Source organism: Sphingosinicella flava, assembly GCF_016025255.1.
GTDB classification, from domain to species: Bacteria; Pseudomonadota; Alphaproteobacteria; order Sphingomonadales; family Sphingomonadaceae; genus Allosphingosinicella; species Allosphingosinicella flava.
The window spans coordinates 1,860,469-1,878,733 of sequence record NZ_CP065592.1 but is presented as its reverse complement, the minus strand read 5'-3'; the positions used below and the strand labels follow the sequence as shown (position 1 = coordinate 1,878,733).

Here is an 18,265-nt window from a genome sequence, read left to right as displayed (position 1 = left end):
TAATAAGCGAAGGGCGCTTCAGGCTCCATGCCGCGTGCGCGAAGACAAGGAGAGACACGATGGATTCAGGTGGTTTCAGTTGGAGCCTCATCACGATTCTCGGCCCGATCCTGTTGGCAGCCGTCCTCCTGTGGGCCATTGTCCGCAATCGCAAGGCGAGCCGCCGCGACATCGAGCGGACCGAGCAGGCGACACGCGATTTGTACAAGGCGGAAGATGCCAAGCTGGACGACGAGAAAATCTAAATGGCTTTGAAAGGCGGGGAGGCCCTGCCCCCTGCCATCGCCGCCTGGTTCGCCGACAAGGGCTGGGCGCCCCGGCGGCATCAGATGGAGATGCTGGAGGCCGCACGCGCCGGCCGCAACGCTCTGCTGGTCGCGCCGACGGGCGCGGGCAAGACGCTGGCGGGTTTCCTGCCGACCCTCGTCGAACTTACCGAGGCGGAAAATTTCCAGGGTCTCCACACCCTCTACGTCTCGCCGTTGAAGGCGCTCGCGGTCGACGTGCGGCGCAATTTGCTGACGCCGATCGAGGAGATGGGCCTTCCCGTGACCGTCGAGGCCCGCACCGGCGACACGCCCTCGGACCGCAAGGCGCGGCAACGGGTGAAGCCGCCGCATATCCTGCTCACTACGCCGGAATCGCTTTCGCTGCTCCTGAGCCACGAGGACAGCGCGATCCTCTTCGGCAACCTGCGTACCATGGTCGTCGACGAGGTCCACGCCTTCGCATCCGGCAAGCGCGGCGACCTCCTCTCGCTCGCCATGGCGCGGCTGCAAAAGCTCTCGCCCCGCCTCCGCCGCGTCGCTTTGTCCGCGACCGTGGCCGATCCCGAAGCCTATCAGGGCTGGCTCGCCCCCGATGCCGATATCGAGACGGTCGACGTGGTGCGGGGAGAACCCGGCGCGAAGGCCGACATCCGGATCATGCTGCCGGCGGACGAGCGCATCCCTTGGTCCGGCCACTCCGGGCGCTGGGCGTCGGCGCAGGTCATGAAAGAGATTGAGGCGCACCGCACCAGCCTCGTCTTCTGCAACACGCGCAGCCTAGCCGAGCTCATCTTCCAGGATCTCTGGGCGGTGAACGAGCAGACCCTGCCGATCGGCGTCCACCATGGATCGCTGTCCGTCGAGGCGCGGCGGAAGGTGGAGAATGCGGTGGCGGACGGGCGGCTGCGCGCACTCGTCTGCACGGCGAGCCTCGATCTCGGCGTCGACTGGGGCGACGTCGATCTCGTCATCCAGATGGGCGCGCCCAAGGGCTCCTCGCGCCTAACGCAAAGGATCGGCCGGTCCAATCACCGGATGGACGAGCCGTCCGAAGCGATCCTCGTCCCCGGCAACCGCTTCGAATATCTGGAGGCGCGGGCAGCCTTGGACGCCATTGACGGCGGCGAGCTCGATCCCGAAATCTTCCGGCCAGGCGCGCTCGACGTGCTTGCCCAGCACATCATGGGCCTCGCCTGCGCCGCGCCGTTCGATGAGGCGGAGATGCTGACCGAAGTGCGGTCCGCCGCGCCTTATGCGGGCCTCACCGCCGGCCTGTTCGGCCAGGTGCTCGCTTATATCGAGAGCGGCGGCTATGCCCTGCGCGCCTATGACAAGTTCAAGCGGCTGACGAGGGGGCCGGACGGGCTCTGGCGCGTCTCCCATCCCCGCTTCATCCAGCAGCATCGGATGAATGCCGGTATCATCGTCGACGCGCCCCTGCTCGACGTGAAATTCAGGAACGGGCGCAAGCTCGGCACGGTGGAGGATTATTTCGCGTCCACCCTGAGCCCCGGCGACACCTTTTTCTTTTCCGGCCTGGTGCTGGAGGTGGAAAAGATCGACGGCACCGACCTTTTCGTTCGGGCGACCGCCAAATCGGCGCGCATCCCAACTTATGTCGGCGCGCGCATGGCGATGACCACCAACCTCGCCGACCGCGTCCGCCACTTCCTCCACGACCGCGCTCAATGGCCGCGTTTTCCGGACGATGTGCGGGACTGGCTGCATGCCCAGGAACGCCGCTCGACCCTCCCGGCACCCGACCAATTGCTCGTCGAGACGTTCCCGCACGAGGGGCGGCATTATATGGTCATCTACAGCTTCGAAGGCTGGAACGCGCACCAGTCGCTCGGCATGCTGATCACCCGGCGGATGGAAACGATGGGGCTGAAGCCGCTGGGTTTCGTGTCCAACGATTATGCGCTCGCCTGCTACGGCCTGGAGCCGATCGCCGACCCCGCCGCCCTCCTGTCATCCGATATCCTGGAGCATGAATTTGTCGATTGGGTTCAGGGATCGAACCTCTTGAAGCGTGCCTTCCGCGAGGTCGCGGTGATCGGCGGGCTCGTCGAGCGGCATCATCCCGGCAAGAAGAAATCGGGCAAGCAGGTCACCTTCTCGACCGATCTCATCTACGACGTTCTCCGCCGTTACGAGCCGGACCATCTCCTCCTCCGCGCCGCCTGGGAAGACGCCAAGCAGCGCATGACCGATGTCGGCCGCCTCGCCCGCCTGCTCGATCGGGCCGCCGATACGATGCTGCATGTGGAGCTGGAACGGGTCTCGCCGATGGCCGTCCCCGTCCTCGTCATCGTCGGCCGGGAGCGCACCGCCACCGGAACGGTGGACGATGCGCTCCTCATCGAAGCCGAGAGCCTCGCCGCCGAGGCGATGCGGCTGGATTAGTCGCCGATCGCCGCGAGGATTTCCGCGTCGGTAATATTGGGATTGGTGAGCGGATTGGTGCCGTTCACCTGCCCATACCAATCGCGAACCGGCGCGGGCTTGGCGGGGGCGAAGCGCACCCAATCCACTTCCAGCGTCATGTCGACCGGCAGCTCCTTCGAAACCTGGCGGTTCGTCACCGCTGCATTTTCCGGTCCCGGCTTGGTATCCGGACTGGTCGTGTAGGCGATGAGCCCGACCTGCATGAAGGGCGATCCTTCCATGCGGTAGAAGCGGTCGCGCACCACCCAAGGGCTTTTGTCGTCGGGACGGACGAGGGCGAAGATCGCCATGCCGACGCGGACGAGGCGCAGTTCGACCCAGCCGCTTTGATAGGGGCGCAATTTTAGCGACGAATAGCTGTTATAGGTGCCCTTCGTCTCCGTCATCGTCTTGCCGGCTTCGAAGCCGACGCCGGTGGTGATGAAGTGCCAATTTTCGCGATTGGGCTGCCAGGTCGCTTCGGTGAGGCCGTTTGGCACGCGCGCCATCAGGCCTCCCAGGGACCAGGTGCCCGCCGGAATGTCGCCATTGGCCCCTTTTGCCCGGACCCGGGCGCGGACGTCGAAATCGCCCTGCAGAATCTTGTAGAGGAAAGGGGCGTTGAGATCACGCACCCACGCCGAATCATAAGGTTCAAGGTGCAGGGCACCCTGGGTCGTCTTGCCGACGTCCATGGCCTTGATCTTGTTCGGCCAGCCATTTTCGGCATGAAAGATCTTCCAGTCCGGCGACAGGCTATCGCCGTCAAATTCGTCGTTGAGCGCGGCCGACGGCGGCGCCGCGCCGGGCGGCGGCTGCATCCGCATCTGCGCCGCGGCAGGTTGTGCCGCCAGCATCGCCAAGGTCAAAAGCCCGCCTATGCGGCGGAAATTACGCATGAAAGTCATATATTAAACCCTCCCCGGTTTTGAAGTCCCGCTCTCTGCCCCAAGCCTTGGGCCGAAGCAAGGGAGCCTCCTTGAAAGCCCGACCTTTGCGCCTAGATGAACAGCGCCGGAAACGCTGGCTTTCAGGTTTCCGGACAGGCGGCGTCCGCACGGAGCCGCTTCACAGCATTTGTTGCTCAATGGAGGACATGATCATGCGTAGCCAATTCGATTTGACCCCGTTCCGCCGCTCCACCGTCGGCTTCGACCGGTTGTTCGATTTTCTCGAAACAGCCGGGCGCGGCGAGCAGGGCGACAATTATCCGCCCTTCGATATCGAGAAACTGGGCGACGACAGTTATCGCATCACGCTGGCCGTCGCGGGCTTCAAAGCTGGCGAGATCGATGTGACCGCGCGGCAGAATCTGCTGATTGTGACCGGTCGCAAGGGCGACATGCGCAAAGAAGGTAATTTCCTGCATATGGGCATTGCCACGCGCGCCTTCGAACGCCGCTTCGAACTCGCCGATTTCGTGCGGGTCGAGCGTGCCGATCTGGCCGACGGCCTGCTTTCGATCGAACTGGTCCGCGAGATTCCGGAGGCGATGAAGCCCCGCAAGATCGCGATCAACGGCGGCGAAAACACGCTGATCGAGGCCGATGATCGGGCGCGGCAGACCGAAGACGCCTGATTGAATATGCGCGGCCCGGCATTTTTCGGGCCGCGCAATCTTTTCGTTCAGCCGCCGTTATGTGTTTTAGCGCAAAAAGTGCGTGAAATTCGGATGATAGGCGCTTATCGGCGCAGCGCGCTTTAGCGGCGCCGGATCATCGCAGTAATTTGAAAGCAAGACCGCTCAGGCGGCAGGGGAATGACGTGACGACGCGTGGTTTGAAGAAGACGCTCAGCAATCCGTTCGCGCTGGTGGCGCAGGGCTTCGCCATGGGCTCGCTTCTCGTCTGGGTGACGATCCCCGCCGACGCGCAAGCCCAAGACCTTGCACGAACAACGGAAATCGCGGCCCCGCCGACGCGTTGATCGCCCTTGCGCCCGCCGTCCGTGCAGCTATAGCCGGACCATGGTTCCCTTTTCGTTCGTCGGTCACATCCTCATGGCGTTGCCCGATGGCGCGCTGTTCTGGCCGGATCGTGGGGCGCTCCTCGTCGCGGATTTGCATCTTGAAAAGGCGAGCTGGTTCGCCCGGATCGGGCAGATGCTGCCGCCTTACGATTCGATCGCGACGCTGACCGATCTGACCGCGATCGTGCATCGCACCGGCGCCCGCGAAATCTGGTGCCTGGGCGACAGCTTCCATGACAAATATGGCTGCGACCGGCTTCCCCTCCGCGCGCGGGAGCTGCTGACGGCGCTGACCGCGTCCACGCGCTGGACGTGGATCACCGGCAATCACGATCCGGGTTTTGCCGACCATTGCGGCGGCGCCATCGTGGAGGAGGCGGAAGTGGACGGCCTGCTGCTGCGGCACGAGGCGCAGCCGGGCGAGACGCGGCCGGAACTGTCCGGCCATTTTCATCCCAAATTGCGCATATCGCTGAAAGGGCGGCAAGTCGCGCGGCGTTGCTTCGTCGTGACCGAGCGCAAGCTCATCCTGCCCGCTTTCGGATCGCTGACCGGCGGGCTCGATCCCGCGCATCCCGAAATCGTCCGGGCGGTCGGCGGCCGCGCCGAGGCCTTGGTGCCGCTCGCCGACCGGCTGCTGCGCTTTCCCGTCGCGGCTTAGACCAGCCGGGCCGGGATCAGTCCGCGCAACGCGTTGCCGATCAGGAAGCCATTGGCCAGATCCTCCGGACGAAGGTCGGCCTCCACCGCTTCTCCCTCCTCGATCAGCCGCTGGCGAAGAATGCCGGGCAGCAGGCCGCGGGATAAAGGGGGAGTCAAAAGCGCCCCGTCGCGGTCGACGAACAGGGTCGTGAAGCTGCCTTCGGTCAGGAAATCGTCCGGATCGACGAACAGGACTTCGAAGGCTCCGCTCTTCGATCGAGTATCGTCGTAAAAGGCGCGATCGCTGGTTTTGTGGCGCAGCCGGAAATCGTCGGCCGGCACCGGCAAGGGCGCAATCGCGACGCGCGCCTCGGCCGGCGTGTCGGGTACCGGTCCGCCTTCGACGGCGATGATGCCCGAACGGGACAGCATCAATCGGATGCGATGCGGCTCGGTAAGCCGGAAGGTCGCCGCCTGCAATTCATTGCGCGCCGCGTGCCGGTCGAAGCTGAACCCCAAGGCGGTGGCGCTCGCCTTCAGCCGGGCCAGATGCCGTTCGGTATCGATCACGCCCGCCTCGGGGTCGAAGCGGATCGTCTCGATCAGGTCGAAGTCAGTCATCGCCCACGCTTACAAACGCCCCTTTGGCCAGGCATTCGCGCCATTCGTCGCCGGCGCGGCTGTCCGCCACGATCCCCGAACCGAGACCAAGGGAAGACATGCGGCTCCCGGCCGTGAGGGTCAAGGTCCGGATCGCGACGTTGAACGATGCCCGGCCGTCGGGGGCGGCCCAGCCGATTGATCCGGTATAGACGCCGCGCGGCTCCCGTTCCTGCTCCGCGATGATTTCCATCGCCCGAATCTTGGGCGCGCCGGTGATCGATCCGCAGGGAAAGATCGCCTCGACGATGTCGAATGCACCGATGCCGTCCTTTGCCGCCGCGGTGACGGTCGACGTCATTTGATGGACGGTCGGATAGGTTTCGACGGTGAAGAGATCGGGCACCTTCACGCTGCCCGGCCGGGATATCCGGCTCAAGTCGTTGCGGAGAAGATCGACGATCATCAGATTTTCGGCGCGCTGCTTTTCATCGCTCCTCAGCATCCGCATCGCTTCTGCATCCGACAAAGGGTCGGCATGGCGCCGCGCCGTTCCCTTCATCGGCCGCGCCGTCACTTGGCCATCCTCCAGCGTGAAGAAAAGTTCGGGCGAGAAAGACAGGAGCCAATGGCTGCCAATATGCACGATCCCGCCATGACCCGCGCGGGCACGGCCCCGGATCGCGGCATAAAGAGCAAGCGGATCGCCCTCTAACGGAACATCGGCCTGAAACGTGTAATTGGCCTGATAGATGTCGCCCGCCAGGATATGTTCCTGGATGCGGTGGACGCCTTCCCCATAGAGGCCGGGTTCGATGCGCGGCCGGGGCGCTCCGGCGCGGGCGGAAGCGGCGGGAAGGATGTCTTCGGCCCTGACGGCGCGCGGCGCATCGAAGAGCCCGAACCACAATAAAGGCGGCGCATCCTCTGGCGGCGGCGCGGCAAGCCGGGCCAAACGCGGCTCCAGCGCGTAACCGGCCTCATAGGACAGGAAACCGGCGGCATGATGGCCCGCGGCCTGGGCATCCCGCAGCCGGTCAAGACAGCCGCGCACCGCCCCCGGATCGCGCGTCTCGATAATCGCGAACGGATCCGCATATAACAGGGCCGGGCCACCCCCTGCGCGGGCATCGTCGAACAGGAGGAAGGGCCGGGCGGGATCGATCATCGCCCACCGTCTTGCCATTGTCCGGCAAGCCCGTCATGCCCCTTCAGTAAGGCAGGACGCTGCCAGTGAAGGAGAATGCCTGTGGTTTCGAGTGTCTTCGATCTGTTCAAGATCGGAGTGGGACCGTCCAGTTCGCACACGATGGGACCGATGAAGGCCGCGGCCCGCTTCGCCGGCTCGTTGCGCGAAGCGAATCTCCTCGCCCGGACCGCGCGGGTAGAAACGCGTCTTTACGGATCGCTGGCACTGACCGGCAAAGGCCATGCGACCGATCGCGCCATCCTGATCGGCCTCACCGGCATGGAACCCGACAGCCTGTGCCCGGACGAGGGCGAACGCATCGTGCATGCCGTTCGAGGGAGTGGATCGCTGGCGCTGGGCGGCACGCAGCCTCTCGATTTCGATGAAGCACACGACCTCCTGTTCCTGCAGAAGGAGCGCCTTCCCCATCATTCCAACGGCATGCGCTTTGCCGCGTTCGACGCGGCAGGCGCCGAATTGGCGAGCGCCATCTATTATTCGATCGGCGGCGGCGCGATCGTCGGAGAATCGGATATCGCCCGCAATGCGCCGCCCGAAGGCGGATGGGACTTGCCGTTCGATTATCATTCCAGCGCGGAATTGCTCGCCATCGCCGAGCGCGAGGGTCTCAGCATCGCCGCCATTGCGATGGCGAACGAACGGGCGGCGCTGGACAAGGATGAAATCGGCGCGCGGCTCGACGCCATCGCCGATGCCATGGCCGCCTGCATCGACCGCGGCATGCGCGGCGAGGGCATCCTGCCCGGGGGCCTGCAGGTCAAGCGCCGCGCGCCCGGCCTCCACCGCCTCCTCACCGACAAGGCCGAACGCGCCCTGTCCGATCCGTTGACCGTCCTTGATTGGGTGAACCTCTGGGCCTTGGCGGTGAATGAGGAGAATGCGGCGGGCGGCCGCGTCGTCACCGCGCCGACCAATGGCGCGGCGGGAATCGTGCCGGCCGTGCTGCGTTATTATCAGCGCTTCACGCCCGGCGCGTCGCGAGAGGGCGTCCACGTCTTCCTGCTGACCGCTGCCGCCATCGGTTCCCTGTTCAAGGAAAATGCCTCTATCTCCGGCGCCGAAGTCGGCTGCCAGGGCGAGGTCGGCGTCGCCTGTTCGATGGCCGCCGCGGGCCTGACCGCCGCCCTCGGCGGCACGCCGCAGCAGATCGAAAATGCCGCCGAAATCGGCATGGAGCATAATCTCGGCCTCACCTGCGATCCCGTCGGCGGCCTCGTCCAGGTGCCCTGCATCGAAAGGAATGCGGTGGGCGCGGTAAAGGCGCTCGAAGCCTCCCGTCTCGCCTTGATCGGCGACGGCACGCACCGCGTCAGCCTCGACCAGGTGATCGAGACGATGCGCAAGACCGGCCTCGACATGAACGAGCGTTATAAGGAAACCTCCTTGGGCGGTCTTGCGGTCAATGTGGTGGAGTGCTGATCCGCCGCGCTTGCATCCGCCGCCGGGCCGGGCCATCTCGACCGGCATGACCGATGCCCCCTTGAAGGCCGCCATCATTCCGGTGACGCCGCTCCAGCAGAATTGCACGCTCATCTGGTGCACGAAAACGATGAAGGGCGCCTTCACCGATCCCGGCGGCGATCTCGACCGGCTGAAAGCGGCGGCCGAGAGCCAGGGCGTCACCATCGAAAAGCTGCTCGTCACCCACGGCCATATCGATCATTGCGGATCGGCCAAGGTGCTGGCTGGCGAATTGGGCGTGAAGATCGAAGGGCCGCACCTCGCCGACAAATTCTGGATCGACCGGCTGGCCGAAGATGGCGCGCGCTACGGCGTTCCCGGCGTGCCGTTCGAATCCGACCGCTGGCTGGTGGATGGCGACACGGTGACGGTGGGCGCATTGACGCTCGACGTCTATCACTGCCCCGGCCACACGCCGGGCCATGTCGTCTTTCACCACGCGCCTTCAAGGCTCGCCATTGTCGGCGACGTGCTGTTCAAGGGGTCGATCGGCCGCACCGACTTCCCGCGCGGCAATCATCAGGATCTGCTGGACGCCATCCAGGCCAAGCTCTGGCCGCTCGGTGGCGACACCGCATTCGTGCCCGGCCATGGACCGATGAGCACTTTCGCCCATGAACGCCAGACCAACCCTTTCGTCGCGGACCAGGTCTTGAACCGTTAAGGTGGCGGAAAGCCGGGATGACTGATATCCGCCTCTGGAATTTCGAGGGGGAATGATATGCGTTTCAAGACGATGCTGCTCGTGGCCGCCGCCGGTCTGACCGCGACGGCGCACGCCCAGAATGACGATGCATCCATGCTTTCGATTGCCGTCAATTCTCCTCCCGGAGAGATACTCGACAGGCATGAATCGGAAGGGATCATCTCCGGTTCGGCCGTTTTCACCAAGAAACAGGAATCAAGCGGCGTAAAGATCATCGCCTGCGCCGCGCCTTTCGACGGCTGCGCCACCAAATATGAAGCGGACGATGTGACGCCCGCCGGCACCGTGGCGATTTACAACCTGATGGTGAATGGCGACCGCCTGTTCCTGTTCGCGTGGAAAGATATGGACGGCGACAATCAGCTGAGCGTTGGCGATTATGCCGGGGTCGCGAATGACGGCAAGGACGTGTCCTTCGTGTCGAACCACCGCATCCTGTTGCGGCCGGTGACCGCAGCGGATCTTTAAATCCGGAAGATTGCTTAAGGCGCTTTCCTCATAATTTGGTCCGCAGCGACCAGAGTTCCGGGAAGGCGCGCTTTTCGAGCGTGGACTGGAGATATTTGACGCCTGCGGTGCCGCCGGTGCCCCGCTTGAAGCCGATGATGCGTTCGACAGTGATGACGTGCTTGTGCCGCCAGGTCGCCATCGCATCGTCGAGATCCACCAGCTTTTCGGCGAGCTGATAAAGGGGCCACCAGCGCCTGGGATCGCGATAGACGCTCAGCCATGCCTCCTCGATCGCCGGGTCGGGGACATGGCGCTGCGCCCAGTCGCGGTCCGTCACATGCGCCGGCAGATCGAAACCTGCGCGGGCGAGGGCGCGATTGGCCTCGTCCCGGAGGCTCGGGCTTTCGAGCGCCTGGCGGAGCGCCTCTTGCTCCGGCGAACCCTTTTCCTGATATTTAAGATGCCCGCCATCCTTGAAGCCGAGCAGATATTCGACTTGCCGGAATTGGGCGGACTGGAAGCCTGAGCTGGTGCCGAGCACATCGCGGAAGCTGGAATAATCGGACGGCGTCATCGTCGCCAGCACGTCCCAGCTCAATGTCATTACCGATTGAATGCGCGAGATGCGGCTGAGGCTCTTGTAAACCGGAACCAGGGCGTCCGCGCGAATCATGTCGAGCGCGAGATGCAATTCCGCGATGATTTGCTTCAGCCACAATTCCTTGGTCTGGTGAATGATGACGAACAGCAATTCGTCATGATGCTGCGACAGGGGATGCTGCGCGGTCAGCAATCGATCGAGGCCGAGATATTGGCCGTACGTCATTCCATTCGGATCGCTCATCACAATCTCTCGGCGGTTGAAACGACATCGGTGGCCCGCAGCGCGGCCAGGATACGCATCAGATGCTGAACATCGTGCACCTCGATGTCCATTTGAAAGGTATAGAAGCTGCCGTCGCGGCTGGTGAGGTCCATGCTGACGATATTGGCGCCATGGCCGCCGAAAATCCCGGTGATCGCGGCAAGCGCGCCGGGCTCGTTCTTGAGCACGACCGACAGGCGCGCGGTGCCGCCGTCCGATTCGTCGCCCCAGGCGAGGTCCACCCAATCCGCATCGACGCCGGTCGCGAGATTTTCGCAATCGATCGTATGAACCTCGATCCCCTCGCCCTCCCGCCGCAGGCCGACGATGCGGTCGCCGGGCACGGGATGGCAGCATGATGCGAGGTCGAAGGCGACGCCCGGCGTCAGGCCCTTGATCGAAATCGCCTGGCGCTGCGGTGGCGGCTTGACGCCATCCTTGCCGGTGGAGCCTGGCATCAACGCTTCCATGACCTGCGTATCGCTGATCCGCTTCAGCGCGATGCCCTCCATCAGCGCTTCGTCGTCCGGCAGGTGCAGGCGCTTCAGCGCCTCGGTCAACGCCTCCCAGCCAAGCTGCATCGGCAGGCGCGCGACGATTTCGTCGTAAATCTTGCGGCCGAGCGCCACCGTCTCTTCCCGCTCCTTGGACTTCACGAAGCGGCGAACCTTGGCGCGCGCCTTGCCGGTGACCACGAAGGCGAGCCAGCCAGGCTGCGGATGCTGCGCCTTGGAAACGAGGATTTCGACCTGATCGCCATTGTCGAGCGGCGTGCGGAGCGGCATCACCCGTCCATTGATCTTGGCGCCGACCGTCTGGTCGCCAAGGTCGGTGTGGACGGCATAAGCGAAATCGACCGGCGTCGCGCCCTTGGGCAGCTGGATGAGCTCGCCCTTCGGCGTGAAGGCGAAGATGCGATCCTGGTACATGGCCATGCGGGTATGTTCGAGCAGCTCCTCCGCGCTCGCCGCATGCTCCAAGATTTCGATGAGGTCGGTGATCCAGGGATGCTGGGCCGTCGCCGCCGCCTTCCCTTCCTTATAGGCCCAATGGGCGGCGAGGCCGAATTCGGCCTGTGCGTGCATCTCGCGGGTGCGGATCTGGATTTCGATCCGCATATTTTCATCGTGGATGATCGTGGTGTGGAGCGAGCGATAGCCGTTCCGCTTCGGCGTCGAAATATAATCCTTGAACCGGCCGGGCACCATCGGCCAACGCCCATGGATCAGGCCCAAAGTGCGATAGCAATCGTCGACATTGTCCACGATGCAGCGAAACGCCATGATGTCGGACAGCTGTTCGAAGCTGACATGGCGTTCCGCCATTTTCCGCCAGATGGAATAAGGATGCTTTTCCCGGCCCTGGACTTCGGCCGTTATGCCATGCGCTTCCAGATGGGCGGTGAGGCCGTCCTGGATCCGCTCGATGGCATCGCCCCCGCCTTGGTTGAGCTGGTCCAGCCGCTTGCCGATCGACGCATAAGCGTCCGGCTCGAGCTCGCGGAAGGCAAGGGTCTGCATCTCCTTCATGAATTCGTACATGCCGATCCGCTCGGCGAGCGGGGCGTAGATATCCATCGTCTCCTTGGCGATGCGGCGGCGCTTCTCCTCGTTCCCGATGAAGCGCAGGGTGCGCATATTGTGGAGCCGGTCGGCAAGCTTCACGAGGAGAACGCGAATGTCGCCGGACATGGCGAGCAGGAACTTGCGCAGATTCTCCGCGGCCCGTTCGCTCTCGCTTTGCGCCTCGATCTTGGAGAGTTTTGTGACGCCGTCGACCAGCCGGGCGACATTCTTGCCGAACAGCCTCTCGATCTCTTCCGGCGTCGCGACCGTATCCTCGATCGTGTCGTGAAGAATGGCGGTGACGATCGTCTCGTCGTCGAGGTGGAGGTCGGTCAAGATGCCCGCCACCTCGATCGGATGGCTGAAATAAGGATCGCCGGACGCGCGCAGCTGGCTGCCATGCGCCTTCATCGAAAAGACGTAGGCGCGGTTGATCAGCGCCTCGTCCGCGTCCGGATCGTAGGACTTTATCTTGTCGAGCAGTTCATATTGCCTCAGCACCGGACCAACATGGGGTCCGGGCCACCGGGGTTGCAATTGGAAAATGTCAGGATTTGGCCCGGGCGTTGCACTTTTCGAGCGCTGCGGCGTCGAAATCGCGGCCCCCGGCGGCAAAGGCGCTTACCGCGCCCATCTTGCGCGCGAAGGAAGCACAGACGGTTTCGGGGCGGCTGGTTGTCGCCCCGGCCGTGCAGCCAGTGTCGCCGCATTGCCAGATAACACCGCCGAGCGGCACCTTCATGGCGGACTTGGCCACTGGAACGGCGACGTAATGGGCCGCCGCCGGTGTGGCGGATGCGACCAAAGCGACGGAAAGGATGAAGCTGCGCATAAAAACTCCCATTTAAGTTGCGATGAGCAACCTATAACGGAAGGTTTCTAAATGCAACTGGAAACTGCCCTTGGAACGTGCCATCTTGGCATCGAGAAAAAATGGATTGGATGCTGTTGTGATCGAACGCGATTATCAAAAGGCGGTCCTCGTCGAATGCGCCCTTCCCGCCGCGCTCGAAGCCGTCGGCGAGCGCTGGTCCTTCCTGATTCTGCGCGGCGTGTTCAACGGACTGCATCATTTCGAGGAATTTCAGGCGACGCTCGGCATTGCGCGGAACATCCTGTCCAATCGCCTGGGACGCTTGGTCGATCACGGCATATTGCAGCGCGAGCCGGATCCCGCCGACCGCCGCAAGGTCACCTATACGTTAACCGACAAGGGGCGTGAACTGTTGCCCGTCCTCATCGCCCTCCGGCAATGGGGCGAGCGCTGGGTATCCGGCGTGCCCAGCAACCCCGTACTGGTCGATAAGGCCAATCAGCGCCCGATCGCGCCCATGGCGGTGCGCGCCGACGATGGCCGCGCCCTTTCGCTGCAAGAACTCATGTGGGTCGACAAAAAGCAAATGCCGCCGTCCTGAACCCTGCAGCGCCTCATTGAGACAAAGAAAAAGCGCCCTTGTGAACCAAGAACGCTTCTAGAATGCAAACCGCCGCGGCCGATGGACCGCGGCGGCCGTATAGCATCAGAGCTTAGGCAGAAGCCGGCAGCTCTTCATCATCGTCATCGTCGGTGACTGCGACAACGAGGAGCGCTGCAAGAGCGACGCCCACAAGCGCGACGAGCCCAAAACCGCCGCCAAGGCCGTTTTCGTCCTGCATCTCGATACCCGAGCGCAGCGAAAGAGCGGAAGCCGGGCTGGCCGAAGCCATCACCGGGGTCGCGGTCAGGGCAACGGCCGCTGCTCCCGCGATCAGTTTCTTAAGCATGTTAGTTCCTCCTTGCGTTCTCCACACGTTCGCGTCGCGGGAGAAATGAACGCCATAAAGCTGTTTTTGTGCCGGCGCAACTTGGCGATTGTTGCAGGCAAATATTAAAATGCGATAAAACGCCTTCGCCGACGCCACTGAACAAATGAAGCCGGCTTTGGATCCATCATCCGGGCAAAGGGAAATATTCGCGCGTGCATGGAAGCGAAACAGCCCCTTTGATTGTGATGCGGGAACTGGCTCTCTTTGCCGGCAGCGGTTTCTTGATGCTCGGTCTCAACGAGCTTCTTGTCGACCTGATATGGTTTAAGACGTGCCTCGCCAGATTTTGGAAAAAAACAGGTTTCGAAAATCGGGGCTCCGATAAGATCGGCAGGTTCCCGGCCATACCATCACAGCCACGGCTCGCCGTTTTCATACCCGCGTGGCGCGAATCGGACGTCATCGGGGCGATGCTGACGACGACTCTGTCCCGACTGCATTATGAAAATTACCGTCTTTATGTGGGCTGCTATCCCAACGATCCGGAAACGATCGGCGCGGTAGAGGCGGTGGACGACCCCCGGGTCCGGCTGGTCGTCGGCCCCCGCCCTGGCGGCACGACCAAGGCCGATTGCCTCAACACGATCTGGCGGGCGATGAGGGAGGATGAGGCGCGGCAGGGCTATCCCTTCGCGGCGGTCGTTCTGCACGACGCGGAAGACGTGGTGCATCCCGATTCTTTCGCCTGGTTCGGGGCACTGATCGGCCGTTACGACATGATCCAGCTGCCTGTCGTCCCGTTGATCGATTCGCGGTCGCGCTGGATCGCGGGCCACTATGCCGATGAATTTGCCGAATCGCACTTGAAGGATCAGGCAGTCCGGCAGCATGTCGGCGCGGCCTTGCCCTCGGCAGGCGTCGGCTGTGCCTTTGCGCGGGACTGCCTCGCGGCCCTGGCGGGTCCGGGCGCGCCGGGGCCGTTCGATGCGGAAAGTCTCACCGAGGATTATGAACTCGGCCTCAAGATCGGGCGCCCCGGGCGAGCTCTTTTTCTCCGCTGCCGCGATGCGGAGGGAAGGCTGGTCGCGACCGGCGAACATTTTCCGGCTCATTGGCGCGCCGCCATCGCCCAGAAAAGCCGGTGGATCGCCGGTATCGCGCTCGCCGGGTGGGACCGCCTCGGCTGGCGTGGCGGCGTGGGCGAGCGATGGATGCGCTTGCGCGACCGCCAGCCGCTCCTGGTCGCACTCGTCACCCTGACCGGCTATGGCGTCGCAGCTGCCTGGCTCCTGCTGCAAGCCTTTGGGCGGGCGGAGGAAAGTCCTCTCGACCTGCCGGTCCTGGCCGGCCTGGCATGGGCGAATGCCCTCCTGTTCGCCTGGCGCCTCACGCTTCGCTTCTGTTTCACGGCGTCCGTCTACGGCTGGCGCGAAGGATTGCGCGCCGTGCCGCGCATGCTGGTCAGCACATTGATCCTCATACACGCCGCGCTACACGCCACTCGGCTCTATGTTCACATGCTGCGGAGCGGCGTGACGCGCTGGCACAAGACCTCCCACATCTTCCCGGCCGAATTGTCCGGCCGGTGAGGCTGCCGCCCGCCTTCCGTTTCCTGGTCGTGCTGATCGGCGGATGGGGCGCGGTACGCGCGAGCCTCATCCTGCTTCCTTTTTCATCCCCCCATCCGCTTCCGGCTCCACCAGACAAGGCCGGCAAAAAATCCGTTCAAATCGCAGCGGTCGCTCAGCCCGCCAGGCAGGTTCTGCGCGCGGGTGCAATCAATCCCCGAACATCCGCCGCCTGGTCTCCCTCACCCATGTTAGAACTCCTGGAAAACGCCTCCCCGCAGCATTCGATATCAACGGGCTCGCCTGGGAAAACGCGCGACTCCCTCCCGCCGACGCCCGCTGCGCCTGGCGCAGGCTGGTTGGCCTCGCCGGTCCCGGCAAAGGCCGGCGGGACCGCCATCAAACGGTGGTCCGCCGATTTTTGGGTCTTGGCGCGCGATGCCGGGGTTTCGGCCTTCCCGAGCCCGGCCTTGGGCGGAAGCCAGATTGGCGGCCGGATCCGGTACCGGCTGGCCCGCTCCGGCACGCTCTCGGCCAGTCTGCGTTTCTACGCGCCCGCCGATCGATTGAAAGCGGGCGATGTGGCGGCGGGTCTGGACTGGCGCCCCGTCGGAACGATCCCGGCCGGCCTTCTGGTCGAAAGGCGCCAGGCCTTTGGACCCGATGGACGCTCCGCATTCTCGCTGACGGCCTATGGCGGCATCAGCACGGCGGTGGGGCGGGCGGCGATCGATCTGTATGGACAGGCGGGGATCGTCGGCGCGAGAAACCGGGATATGTTCGCCGATGGCATTGCGGCCGTCCGGTTCCAGTTGGACGATGCACTTCCGGTCAAGGTGGGTGCCGGTGCCTGGGCCGCCGCCCAGCCGGGGGCGGCGCGCGTCGACATCGGCCCCACCATCGCCCTCCGCCCCGCCGATGCGCCGGTTACGATCGCGCTCGACTGGCGGCAAAGGATCGCGGGCAATGCGGCGCCAGACTCCGGCCCAGTCCTCTCCTTGGCGGTAGGCTTCTGATGCTGAAATAGGATGCCCGCCGCCCTTTCACGGCACGTGATTAGCCGCTAGCGTCCCCGTCAGCATGGATATCTACCTTCCCATCGCCGGTCTTTCGGTCAATGCGCTGGTGATCATCGGCCTTGGCGGGGCGGTGGGGTTCCTGACCGGTCTGATCGGCGTGGGCGGCGGGTTCCTGACGACGCCGATCCTGATTTTTTACGGCATCCCCCCCGCGGTCGCGGTCGCCTCGTCGACGACGCAGATCACCGGCACCAGCGTGTCCGGCGTCCTTGCCCACCGGCGGCGCAAGGGCGTCGATTATCAAATGGGCGGCGTCATTATCGCGGGCGGCGTGATCGGCGCGACGGCGGGCGGCTTCCTGTTCCGCCTCCTGCAAGGGAGCGGGCAGATCGATACCGTCATCGCCATCCTTTACGTCCTGCTGCTGGGCAGCATCGGTTTCCTGATGGCGCGCGAAGCGGCGGGCGCGCTCGGCCTGATCGAGCGAAAGGGCGGAGCGAAGCCGCTCCGGCGGCACAACCCATTGATCGCCGGGCTGCCGATGCGCTGGCGCTTCTACCGTTCGGGCCTCTACATCTCTCCGCTCGCACCGCTCGCGCTCGGCTTCGTGTCGGGCATGCTTACCGTGCTGCTCGGCGTCGGCGGGGGGTTCGTCGTGGTCCCCGCGATGATCTACCTGCTCGGCATGTCGGCGCAGGTCGTGGTCGGCACCTCCCTGCTCCAGATATTGTTCGTGACGGGAGCGACGACGCTCATCCACGCGACCACCACCAAATCGGTCGATATCGTCCTGGCGACCCTCCTCCTGCTCGGCAGCGTGGTGGGCGCCCAATTCGGAGCGAGGATGGCGCAGAAGGCGCGGCCCGAATTTTTGCGCATGGCGCTTGCGCTTATCTGCCTCGCCGTCGCCTTCCGCATGGCGCTCGGCCTCGGCTGGCGGCCATCGGAAATCTACACGGTGCAGCTGCTGTGAAGCGCCGGCTTGCCCCCCTCGCGCTCCTCCTGGCACCCCTGCTGATGGCCCAAGCCAAGCCGCGGCTGGTGCCGGACGTGTCGCAGCGCGATATCGAAATCCGCTATTCCTTCACCGGCGCCGAGCTGCTGCTGTTCGGCGCCATCATTTACCCCGGCGGCCGCGCGCCGGACGGTGGCACCGACATCGCGGTCGTCGTGAAGGGGCCGACCCAGCCCATCGTCGTGCGCGAAAAGCAGAAGGTGCTCGGCATCTGGATGAATGTCGAAAGCGAGCGCTTCCGGTCCGCCCCCGCTTTCTACGCCGTCGCCTCCTCAAAGCCCTTGTCCGCCCTCGTCGACGAACGCACCGCGGCGATTTACGAACTTGGCCTTCAAAATCTCCAGCTCTCGCCCGCATCCGGCACGACTCCGGAGCAGCGCCGCCGGTTCGAAGCGGGATTGCTCGATCTGCAGGAGCGGGGACAGCTTTATTCGGAAAATCCGCGCGGCGTGGAGATTAGCGAGAATGTGCTCTACCGCGCCCGCATCTCCATCCCGGCGCGGGTGCCGGTCGGCACCTATGTCGCGGAAACCTTCCTGATCCGCGACGGCCGCGTCGTCGCCGGCGCGGCGCGGGAAATCCGCATCGAGAAATTGGGCTTCGAACGCGCCGTCGCCGATTTCGCGGACGATTGGTCGCTGGCCTACGGCATCGTGTCGGTGCTGCTGTCGCTCGGGCTGGGCTGGGCGGCGAGCGCCGCCTTCCGCAAAAAATAAGCGCTTACCGGAGCCGCGCGCTGGAAAGAGCTTATTTA

The 18,265-nt window shown here is 64.2% G+C and carries 20 protein-coding genes; 13 read left to right on the top strand and 7 right to left on the bottom strand.

The annotated features are described in order from the left end of the window. The first annotated feature begins 59 nt into the window (after nucleotides 1-59). Together IC614_RS09630 and IC614_RS09625 are read left to right on the top strand one after the other, a co-directional pair. Entirely contained in the window at nucleotides 60-245 is a 186-nt protein-coding gene (locus IC614_RS09630) for a hypothetical protein (protein WP_200971112.1), read from the top strand. Next, a complete protein-coding gene (locus tag IC614_RS09625; protein WP_200971111.1) occupies nucleotides 246-2,675 on the top strand; it encodes a ligase-associated DNA damage response DEXH box helicase in 2,430 nt (809 codons plus the stop codon). Here the strand turns inward: IC614_RS09625 and IC614_RS09620 are convergent. Continuing rightward, nucleotides 2,672-3,595 carry a DUF1349 domain-containing protein gene (locus IC614_RS09620; RefSeq protein ID WP_207791109.1) on the bottom strand — a complete coding sequence of 308 codons (924 nt, stop codon included), beginning with the start codon at nucleotides 3,593-3,595 and terminating at the stop codon, nucleotides 2,672-2,674. The genes IC614_RS09625 and IC614_RS09620 overlap by 4 nt on opposite strands. Before the next feature lie 197 nt (nucleotides 3,596-3,792). Here IC614_RS09620 and IC614_RS09615 point away from each other — a divergent pair, with 197 nt between their 5' ends. The 3 genes from IC614_RS09615 to pdeM all read left to right on the top strand — a co-directional run bounded on the left by IC614_RS09615 (nucleotide 3,793) and on the right by pdeM (nucleotide 5,325). Beyond that, nucleotides 3,793-4,275 (top strand): Hsp20 family protein, encoded by a 483-nt coding sequence (locus IC614_RS09615; RefSeq protein WP_404829124.1) that lies wholly within the window; start codon nucleotides 3,793-3,795, stop codon nucleotides 4,273-4,275. Between the two features lie 185 nt (nucleotides 4,276-4,460). Next, nucleotides 4,461-4,622: a hypothetical protein gene (locus IC614_RS09610; RefSeq protein WP_200971107.1), complete on the top strand. Its 162-nt coding sequence runs from the start codon at nucleotides 4,461-4,463 to the stop codon at nucleotides 4,620-4,622. A 40-nt stretch (nucleotides 4,623-4,662) separates the two neighbouring features. Next, a complete protein-coding gene (pdeM, locus tag IC614_RS09605) occupies nucleotides 4,663-5,325 on the top strand; it encodes a ligase-associated DNA damage response endonuclease PdeM (protein ID WP_200971105.1) in 663 nt (220 codons plus the stop codon). Here the strand turns inward: pdeM and IC614_RS12445 are convergent. Further along, the gene (locus IC614_RS12445) at nucleotides 5,322-5,927 is read right to left on the bottom strand and encodes an aminotransferase class IV (protein WP_200971104.1); all 606 of its coding nucleotides are present in this window, start codon (nucleotides 5,925-5,927) and stop codon (nucleotides 5,322-5,324) included. The two genes, pdeM and IC614_RS12445, sit on opposite strands and share 4 nt — an antisense overlap. Further along, nucleotides 5,920-7,074 (bottom strand): aminodeoxychorismate synthase component I, encoded by a 1,155-nt coding sequence (gene pabB, locus IC614_RS09595; RefSeq protein ID WP_200973186.1) that lies wholly within the window; start codon nucleotides 7,072-7,074, stop codon nucleotides 5,920-5,922. Before pabB ends, IC614_RS12445 begins: the two co-directional genes overlap by 8 nt. Nucleotides 7,075-7,155: 81 nt before the next feature. Here pabB and IC614_RS09590 point away from each other — a divergent pair, with 81 nt between their 5' ends. The 3 genes from IC614_RS09590 to IC614_RS09580 are packed head-to-tail and all read left to right on the top strand — an operon-like array spanning nucleotide 7,156 to nucleotide 9,751. Continuing rightward, a complete protein-coding gene (locus IC614_RS09590; RefSeq protein ID WP_318962558.1) occupies nucleotides 7,156-8,535 on the top strand; it encodes an L-serine ammonia-lyase in 1,380 nt (459 codons plus the stop codon). Nucleotides 8,536-8,581: 46 nt separating this feature from the next. Further along, nucleotides 8,582-9,241: an MBL fold metallo-hydrolase gene (locus IC614_RS09585; RefSeq protein ID WP_200971102.1), complete on the top strand. Its 660-nt coding sequence runs from the start codon at nucleotides 8,582-8,584 to the stop codon at nucleotides 9,239-9,241. Nucleotides 9,242-9,298: 57 nt separating this feature from the next. After that, nucleotides 9,299-9,751, top strand: a complete 453-nt coding sequence (locus IC614_RS09580; RefSeq protein WP_200971101.1) for a hypothetical protein — start codon at nucleotides 9,299-9,301, stop codon at nucleotides 9,749-9,751. 28 nt (nucleotides 9,752-9,779) lie between these two features. On the opposite strand, the gene IC614_RS09575 is transcribed toward IC614_RS09580, so the two are convergent. From IC614_RS09575 to IC614_RS09565, 3 genes are read right to left on the bottom strand one after another with little or no spacing between them, the layout of a single operon-like run. Continuing rightward, nucleotides 9,780-10,577, bottom strand: coding sequence for a tryptophan 2,3-dioxygenase (locus IC614_RS09575; protein WP_200971100.1), 798 nt, complete (start codon nucleotides 10,575-10,577; stop codon nucleotides 9,780-9,782). Then, nucleotides 10,577-12,664, bottom strand: a complete 2,088-nt coding sequence (locus IC614_RS09570) for a RelA/SpoT family protein (protein WP_200971099.1) — start codon at nucleotides 12,662-12,664, stop codon at nucleotides 10,577-10,579. The genes IC614_RS09575 and IC614_RS09570 overlap by 1 nt, the downstream gene beginning before the upstream one ends. 46 nt (nucleotides 12,665-12,710) lie before the next feature. After that, complete coding sequence (locus IC614_RS09565; RefSeq protein WP_200971098.1) at nucleotides 12,711-12,995, bottom strand: CC_3452 family protein; 285 nt, start codon at nucleotides 12,993-12,995, stop codon at nucleotides 12,711-12,713. A gap of 106 nt (nucleotides 12,996-13,101) precedes the next feature. Between IC614_RS09565 and IC614_RS09560 the strand changes: the two genes are divergently transcribed. Next, nucleotides 13,102-13,578, top strand: coding sequence for a winged helix-turn-helix transcriptional regulator (locus tag IC614_RS09560; RefSeq protein WP_226372629.1), 477 nt, complete (start codon nucleotides 13,102-13,104; stop codon nucleotides 13,576-13,578). 112 nt (nucleotides 13,579-13,690) lie between these two features. Here IC614_RS09560 and IC614_RS12285 read toward each other — a convergent pair whose 3' ends face one another. Next, complete coding sequence (locus IC614_RS12285) at nucleotides 13,691-13,927, bottom strand: hypothetical protein (RefSeq protein WP_207791108.1); 237 nt, start codon at nucleotides 13,925-13,927, stop codon at nucleotides 13,691-13,693. Between the two features lie 227 nt (nucleotides 13,928-14,154). On the opposite strand from IC614_RS12285, the gene IC614_RS09550 reads away from it, so the two are divergent. From IC614_RS09550 to IC614_RS09535, 4 genes are all read left to right on the top strand, one after another. Continuing rightward, on the top strand, nucleotides 14,155-15,498 hold the full coding sequence (locus IC614_RS09550; protein WP_200971096.1) for a glycosyl transferase family protein: 1,344 nt from the start codon (nucleotides 14,155-14,157) through the stop codon (nucleotides 15,496-15,498). A 407-nt stretch (nucleotides 15,499-15,905) separates the two neighbouring features. Further along, nucleotides 15,906-16,493, top strand: coding sequence for a hypothetical protein (locus tag IC614_RS09545; protein WP_200971095.1), 588 nt, complete (start codon nucleotides 15,906-15,908; stop codon nucleotides 16,491-16,493). A 64-nt stretch (nucleotides 16,494-16,557) separates the two neighbouring features. After that, nucleotides 16,558-17,469, top strand: coding sequence for a sulfite exporter TauE/SafE family protein (locus IC614_RS09540; protein WP_200971094.1), 912 nt, complete (start codon nucleotides 16,558-16,560; stop codon nucleotides 17,467-17,469). 44 nt (nucleotides 17,470-17,513) lie between these two features. Further along, entirely contained in the window at nucleotides 17,514-18,227 is a 714-nt protein-coding gene (locus IC614_RS09535) for a TIGR02186 family protein (RefSeq protein ID WP_200971093.1), read from the top strand. Nucleotides 18,228-18,265 lie beyond the last annotated feature (38 nt).

What these genes read in the sequence shown, in the direction of transcription:
- IC614_RS09630 (WP_200971112.1), top strand. Translation starts at nt 60, where the DNA reads ATGGATTCAGGTGGTTTCAGTTGGAGCCTCATCACGATTCTCGGCCCG.
- IC614_RS09625 (WP_200971111.1), top strand. Translation starts at nt 246, where the DNA reads ATGGCTTTGAAAGGCGGGGAGGCCCTGCCCCCTGCCATCGCCGCCTGG.
- IC614_RS09620 (WP_207791109.1), bottom strand. Translation starts at nt 3,595, where the DNA reads ATGCGTAATTTCCGCCGCATAGGCGGGCTTTTGACCTTGGCGATGCTG.
- IC614_RS09615 (WP_404829124.1), top strand. Translation starts at nt 3,793, where the DNA reads ATGATCATGCGTAGCCAATTCGATTTGACCCCGTTCCGCCGCTCCACC.
- pdeM (WP_200971105.1), top strand. Translation starts at nt 4,663, where the DNA reads ATGGTTCCCTTTTCGTTCGTCGGTCACATCCTCATGGCGTTGCCCGAT.
- IC614_RS12445 (WP_200971104.1), bottom strand. Translation starts at nt 5,927, where the DNA reads ATGACTGACTTCGACCTGATCGAGACGATCCGCTTCGACCCCGAGGCG.
- pabB (WP_200973186.1), bottom strand. Translation starts at nt 7,074, where the DNA reads ATGATCGATCCCGCCCGGCCCTTCCTCCTGTTCGACGATGCCCGCGCA.
- IC614_RS09585 (WP_200971102.1), top strand. Translation starts at nt 8,582, where the DNA reads ATGACCGATGCCCCCTTGAAGGCCGCCATCATTCCGGTGACGCCGCTC.
- IC614_RS09580 (WP_200971101.1), top strand. Translation starts at nt 9,299, where the DNA reads ATGCGTTTCAAGACGATGCTGCTCGTGGCCGCCGCCGGTCTGACCGCG.
- IC614_RS09575 (WP_200971100.1), bottom strand. Translation starts at nt 10,577, where the DNA reads ATGAGCGATCCGAATGGAATGACGTACGGCCAATATCTCGGCCTCGAT.
- IC614_RS09565 (WP_200971098.1), bottom strand. Translation starts at nt 12,995, where the DNA reads ATGCGCAGCTTCATCCTTTCCGTCGCTTTGGTCGCATCCGCCACACCG.
- IC614_RS12285 (WP_207791108.1), bottom strand. Translation starts at nt 13,927, where the DNA reads ATGCTTAAGAAACTGATCGCGGGAGCAGCGGCCGTTGCCCTGACCGCG.
- IC614_RS09550 (WP_200971096.1), top strand. Translation starts at nt 14,155, where the DNA reads ATGCGGGAACTGGCTCTCTTTGCCGGCAGCGGTTTCTTGATGCTCGGT.
- IC614_RS09540 (WP_200971094.1), top strand. Translation starts at nt 16,558, where the DNA reads ATGGATATCTACCTTCCCATCGCCGGTCTTTCGGTCAATGCGCTGGTG.
- IC614_RS09535 (WP_200971093.1), top strand. Translation starts at nt 17,514, where the DNA reads ATGGCCCAAGCCAAGCCGCGGCTGGTGCCGGACGTGTCGCAGCGCGAT.